The sequence below is a fragment of the Lysinibacillus sp. BF-4 genome (genome assembly GCF_000743635.1).
GTDB classification, from domain to species: Bacteria; Bacillota; Bacilli; order Bacillales_A; family Planococcaceae; genus Metalysinibacillus; species Metalysinibacillus saudimassiliensis.
The window spans coordinates 39,447-45,446 of sequence record NZ_JPUW01000018.1 but is presented as its reverse complement, the minus strand read 5'-3'; the positions used below and the strand labels follow the sequence as shown (position 1 = coordinate 45,446).

The 6,000-nt window shown below is 41.7% G+C and carries 5 protein-coding genes; 4 read left to right on the top strand and 1 reads right to left on the bottom strand.

The genetic code is table 11. The features are described 5' to 3' along the window. Positions 1–82: 82 nt before the first annotated feature. From CH76_RS07655 to CH76_RS07640, 4 genes are all read left to right on the top strand, one after another. Positions 83–1,063, top strand: coding sequence for a LacI family DNA-binding transcriptional regulator (locus CH76_RS07655; RefSeq protein ID WP_036144886.1), 981 nt, complete (start codon positions 83–85; stop codon positions 1,061–1,063). A gap of 163 nt (positions 1,064–1,226) precedes the next feature. Continuing rightward, positions 1,227–2,627: a hypothetical protein gene (locus CH76_RS07650; RefSeq protein WP_036144885.1), complete on the top strand. Its 1,401-nt coding sequence runs from the start codon at positions 1,227–1,229 to the stop codon at positions 2,625–2,627. After that, on the top strand, positions 2,620–3,804 hold the full coding sequence (locus CH76_RS07645; RefSeq protein ID WP_036144884.1) for an iron-containing alcohol dehydrogenase: 1,185 nt from the start codon (positions 2,620–2,622) through the stop codon (positions 3,802–3,804). Before CH76_RS07650 ends, CH76_RS07645 begins: the two co-directional genes overlap by 8 nt. A gap of 1 nt (position 3,805) precedes the next feature. Continuing rightward, positions 3,806–5,230 carry an NAD-dependent succinate-semialdehyde dehydrogenase gene (locus CH76_RS07640; protein WP_036144883.1) on the top strand — a complete coding sequence of 475 codons (1,425 nt, stop codon included), beginning with the start codon at positions 3,806–3,808 and terminating at the stop codon, positions 5,228–5,230. A 165-nt stretch (positions 5,231–5,395) separates the two neighbouring features. Here CH76_RS07640 and CH76_RS07635 read toward each other — a convergent pair whose 3' ends face one another. After that, positions 5,396–5,839 (bottom strand): Dps family protein, encoded by a 444-nt coding sequence (locus tag CH76_RS07635; protein ID WP_036144882.1) that lies wholly within the window; start codon positions 5,837–5,839, stop codon positions 5,396–5,398. Positions 5,840–6,000: the final 161 nt, after the last annotated feature.

Sequence of the window (6,000 nt, the reverse complement as noted above, 5' to 3'; positions counted from 1 at the left end):
ATACCAAAATAGAGCTCTCTTTTTTGTAGGCAAATCCTTTAGGGTCGTAGTATACTTAACAAATAGAGAGGGAGGGGTATTTATGGTTTCATCTAAAGATGTAGCGACCCAGGCAGGTGTCTCGCAGGCGACTGTGTCACGCGTGCTCAATCACCCTGACCGCGTGCAAGAAAAAACACGTCGCAAGGTAGAGGCGGCTATTGAAGCATTAAAGTATGTGCCTAACGCTCATGCGCGTTCGCTCGTACAGGACACAACCAAGCTGATTACCTTATTATCGGGTCCGTTATACAATCCATTTTTTGTTGAGACAACATCAGCGATTGTCACGTATGCTAATGAGCGAGGCTACCAAGTGAATGTGCAGTTTGTACAGGATGATGAATTAGCCGAGGCGTACGCTACGGCAATTCAAACGAAGATGGCAGGGATGATTTTATCCTGCGTATTTTTAGAGGATGCGATTTTTGAGCAGCTTACGCACATGTCTATTCCGTTTATTACGTATAACCGTAAGCATGCGCGCAATGAGTATTTTGTGGAAATTGATAATGTGCAAGCGGGGTATTTAGCTGCAAAGCATTTGCAGGACTTAGGTCATACGCGTATTGCCTTTATTGGTGGCTCACAAAAGGTGAGTACTTTTCGTGACCGCTTCATAGGCGTACAGCAAGCATTAGGTGAATTACCACAAGAGCTTATTGTTCATGATACGGCTTCTAAAGCCGAAGTGTTAAAGGCACACGCCAAACTCAAGACGTTAAGTGCGCCGCCAACTGCCATTGTTTGTGGTGCTGATTCTATCGCGTTAGAGGTGATGGATGTTGCGTATAAGGAGCGCATTCAAATTCCAGAGGAGTTAAGTATTATTGGGATTGATAATGTGGAGCGCAGTCGCCATGGGGCAATTGAACTAACTACAGTAGGTAGTATTTCGGAGCGTAATTTAGGGCTTGTGGCCATTCAAGAGCTGATTAAAATGATTGAAAGTGAAAAAAAGCCTTGCATCCAAATTACGGAGTCTGTTAAAGTATTTTGTAGAAGCACGACGCAACCTTGCTGAGTTGCTTCTACTTTTTACCATCGAATGTATACGTATTCATTTCGTGACATTATTTTTTTGTTGTGAAATGTATACGTATTCATTTGCGTAGATTTTTCAGAAAAGTGGAAGTAGTGTAGCAGTAGCCACGTGTGGATTAGCTATTCATTAAGGGGGATAACCTATGTTGTGGAAGAAAAGGGAGTATGGCCAGGAGGCACCACATATTCCAGCAGGACCGTTCAAAATTCGATTACCGTTTATTCATTATCGTTTTGAGTGGCCCGATTATGTACAAGGGCTGTTAATGTGTGCAGTCGATTTATCGGCGATTCCGTTATTAACAGAGTTACTCGGCATGCCATTTGAAGTGGCATTAGCTATTGTTATGTTGAATGGTTTATTTTACCTACTACATCACTTACTCGGCGACCCAGCCGTGCCAGGTTGGATTACACCAGCCGTACCATTAATTATGCTGTATGTACAGCAGTTCCCTGAAGGACCAGAGCGCGTCCATGCGTTGATAGCCTTTCAGCTGACCCTCGGGATATTGTCCTTGTTCTTAGGAGCAACCGGACTTGCCAATAAGGTCATTCGTTTAATTCCACCAGCGCTTAACTCAGGTATCATTTTAGGTGCAGGTTTTGCGGCAATTATATCAGTATTCCAATTAGGCGGACGTTTTGACCAATTCCCTTGGACAATTACTATCGCAGTTGGCTTAGGTTTTTATTTAATGTTCTCGAAGCATTTTGCACAAGTGCAAACGCGTCATCCACTGCTTGGCTTAGTAGCAAAGCTTGGCGTATTCCCTGTAATTATTTTAGCGGTAGTGATTGCGCCACTATTTAAAGAGGCAGCATGGCCAACAATTGAGTGGGGCTTTTCAAAACCTGACTTTGTAACATTATGGAATGAGTACACAGTATTTGGTTTAGGCTTACCGCCACTTATGATGTTTATTTCGGCACTACCTACTGTATTTGCGGCTTACATTGTACTATTTGGTGACGTAATTCAAACACGCATCTTAGTAGAAGAAGCTGACGCATCACGCGATGACGAAAAGCTAGATTATAGCCCAAGTCGCGCACACTTAGTATTTGGTTTCCGTAACGCAGCTATGAGTATTTTAGGGCCAGACGTTACAATGGCAGGTCCATTATGGTCAGCTATGCAAGTTGTTATGGTTGAGCGCTACAAAAAAGGGCGTGCAGCAATGGATTCATTCTTTGGCGGTGTTGGTTCATTCCGCTGGGGTACAAATACAGGTTTATTATTATTACCGATTGTTGGGCTTGTACAGCCAATCCTTGGTGTAGCCTTAGCTTTAACTTTATTAATTCAAGGTTATGTAAGTGTTAAAGTAGGTGTGCTTGAGGCACGTAGTCAACGCGACCTTGGGATTGCCGGTATTATCGGCGGTGTGCTAGCGATTAAAGGCGCAGCATGGGGCTTCGGCGTTGGTATCTTATTAGTATTCTTAATTTATGGTAAAGACTTCTTCCGCGGTGAAGTAGACGATACCTTCGTAAAAAATCAACCAGAATTTAACGCAAGAAAGGAAAATGAAAATGTCTGAAAAAATTACATTACCACCACTTAGTTATACAGGATGGGGTGCAATGGAGCACCTACCAGCAGAGCTAAAACGTTTTAATGCACGTCATATTTTAATCGTGACAGATCCATTTTTACACCAAATCGGCTTAACAAACCATGTGATTGCCCCGTTAGAGGAGCTTGGCATGACATACGAGGTCTACACAGAAGTAGTACCTGAGCCGCCACTTGCGGTTGGTGAAAAACTTGTAGCGTTTACACGCGACAATAATTTTGATGCCGTTATCGGTATTGGTGGCGGTAGCGCCCTAGATTTAAGTAAACTTGCGGGTGTACTATCACAGCATGAAGGTTTAGTAGCGGATTACTTAAACTTAACAGGCTCACGTCAAGTAACGCATAAAGGTTTACCAACAATTTTAATTCCTACAACATCAGGTACTGGCTCTGAGGTAACAAATATTTCGGTATTAGCGCTTGAAACAACAAAAGACGTTGTGGCACATGATGCATTAATCGCTGACGTCGCAATTGTTGACCCTGAGTTAACAATGTCTTTACCACCTAAAGTAACAGCAGCTACAGGTGCAGATGCGCTAACACACGCAATTGAGGCGTATGTATCAAAATTTGCGAGCCCTGTTTCTGACGCATTAGCACTACAGGCGATTCGTTTAATTAGCTCATCTATCCGTACAGCTGTACACCAAGGTGACAATAAAGAAGCGCGTACAAAAATGAGCTATGGTAGCTACTTAGCAGGTCTTGCTTTCTTTAACGCAGGCGTTGCAGGTGTACATGGTTTAGCTTACCCATTAGGTGGTCAATTCCACTTAGCGCATGGTGAGTCAAACGCGGTATTATTACCATATGTAATGGGTTATATTCGTTCAAGTTGTGAGGAGCGCATGAAGGATATTTACGAAGCAATGGGCTTCAGTCCATCAGGCATGTCACAAACCGAAGCATCACAAGCTTGTGTGCGTGAGCTTAAGCGTTTAGTAGAGGATATTAATATCCCTTCAACATTACAAGAATTTTCGATTCCTAAAGAAGCCATCCAATCATTAACGGATGATGCGATACTGCAAACGAGAATTTTAGCAAGAAGTCCGTTAAAATTAGAGTTGGAAGATATTTTTACCATCTACGCAGCAGCTTACGAAGGTAAAGTTGTTGAAAAGGGAGAGAAGTAAAATGAAAAACTACGAACTTTTAATTAATGGTGAATGGGTAGGTAAGGACTGGAAGCAATACGAGGTCATTAACCCAGCCACAAAACAACCAATGGCATCTGTACCATACGGTGGTGAAGCGGAAGCAAAAGCAGCAGTAGATGCAGCAGCTGAAGCTTTCACAACATGGAAAAAGAAAACCGCACAAGAGCGTTGCGACATTTTATATCGCTGGTACGAGCTTGTAAAAGAAAACGAACAAGAAATTGCGGCTTTAATGACAGAAGAACAAGGTAAACCATTAGCAGAAGCACTAGGTGAAGTACGCTATGCGAATGCTTATATCCAGTGGTATGCCGAAGAGGGTAAACGCGTATACGGCGAAACAATCCCAGCTTCTGCACCAGATAAACGCATGCTTGTACTACGTCAACCAATCGGTGTTGTAGCGGCAATCACGCCTTGGAACTTCCCAGCGGCAATGATTACACGTAAAATCGCACCAGCTTTAGCAGTAGGTTGTACAGCTGTACTTAAACCTGCTAGTCAAACACCACTAACAGCGATTAAATTAGTGGAATACGCAGAGCAAGCAGGCGTACCAAAAGGCGTTATTAATATCGTAACAGGTTCGGCACGTGAGATTGGCGGTGCTTGGACAAGCGATAGCCGCGTACGTAAATTAACATTTACAGGCTCAACAGAAGTTGGTAAACAGTTAATGAAGGACTCGGCAGATACAATGAAAAAGGTATCACTTGAATTAGGCGGTCACGCACCATTTATCGTACTAAAAGACGCTGATCTTGAAGTAGCCGTTGCAGGTGTACTGGCATCTAAATTCCGTAATGCGGGTCAAACATGTATTTGTACAAACCGTGTTTATGTGCATAAAGATATCGAAGAAAAATTTGTAGCATTAGTAGCAGAAAAAGTAAAAGCAATGAAGGTTGGTAACGGTTTAGATAAAACAACAGACATCGGTCCGATGATTGATGAAAATGCAGTTGACAAAGTAAACGAACACGTAGAAGATGCACGTGCTAAAGGTGCAGTCGTTGAAACAGGCGGTAAGCGTGCAACAGGTGATGGTTATTACTACGAGCCAACCGTAATGTCTGGTGTAACAGACGACATGCAGTGTATGTCAGAAGAAACATTTGGCCCATTACTACCAATCGCTACGTTTACAGATGTTGATGATGCCATTGCGCGTGCTAATAACACACCATTTGGTTTAGCAGCCTATGTTTTCACAACTAATCTTTCTGAGGCGTTTTATGTAAGTGAAGCGCTTGAATACGGTATCATCGGTTTAAATGACGGTGGTCCTTCAGCAGCACAAGCACCATTTGGCGGTTGGAAAGAAAGCGGTACAGGACGCGAAGGCGGACGTCAAGGTATGGAAGACTACCTTGAAACAAAATATATTTCGATTAAATTATAAGAGCAGAACAGTCACTTCGGTGGCTGTTTTCTTTTGTACTAATACAACAAATTAAGCGACATTACTTTTATTAAAAATAAAACAAACAAGCTACTAAAAAATTATACCTAAGCCCAACAAAAAAGCAGCGTCCTCATTTAAAAGGAACACTGCTTTTCATCAAATTTATTTGCCTAAGTAGGCGTTTAACATCCACGTATGTTTTTCTAAACTTTGGAACTGGGCATTTAATAAGTCTTCTGTGCGATCATCACCAGCATCTGATGCAAGCGTCATACCATTGTCTAACGCCTTCATAATTGTTTTAAAGTCAGCGACTAGTTTTTCAACCATCTTCGTTGCATCCTCTTTACCTGATGCCTCTTTAATTAGTGACAACTCAAGGTGCTCTTTTAATGTAGCAACAGGCTTGCCACCTTTTGATAAAATACGTTCGGCTAAATCATCCAAGTTTAATGTTACTTCATTATATAACTCTTCAAATTTAACATGCAGTGTGAAAAATGATGGGCCACTTACGTACCAGTGATAATTGTGTAGCTTGGTATAGAGTACTGACCATGTTGATACTAACTCATTTAACTGTTTGTCTAAGTTTTCCGTTTTCATTAGTAAATCACTCCGTTTCATAATTAACTTTACCCTTACAAAATCGTGCATAAACCTATTTTTATGCTAAAGATTAATAAATTAACGCAATAAGAAATTATCATACTATTGAGAACGTTTCGCAAGTGTAATTTATCATCAGTGATAAGTTTAACTTATAG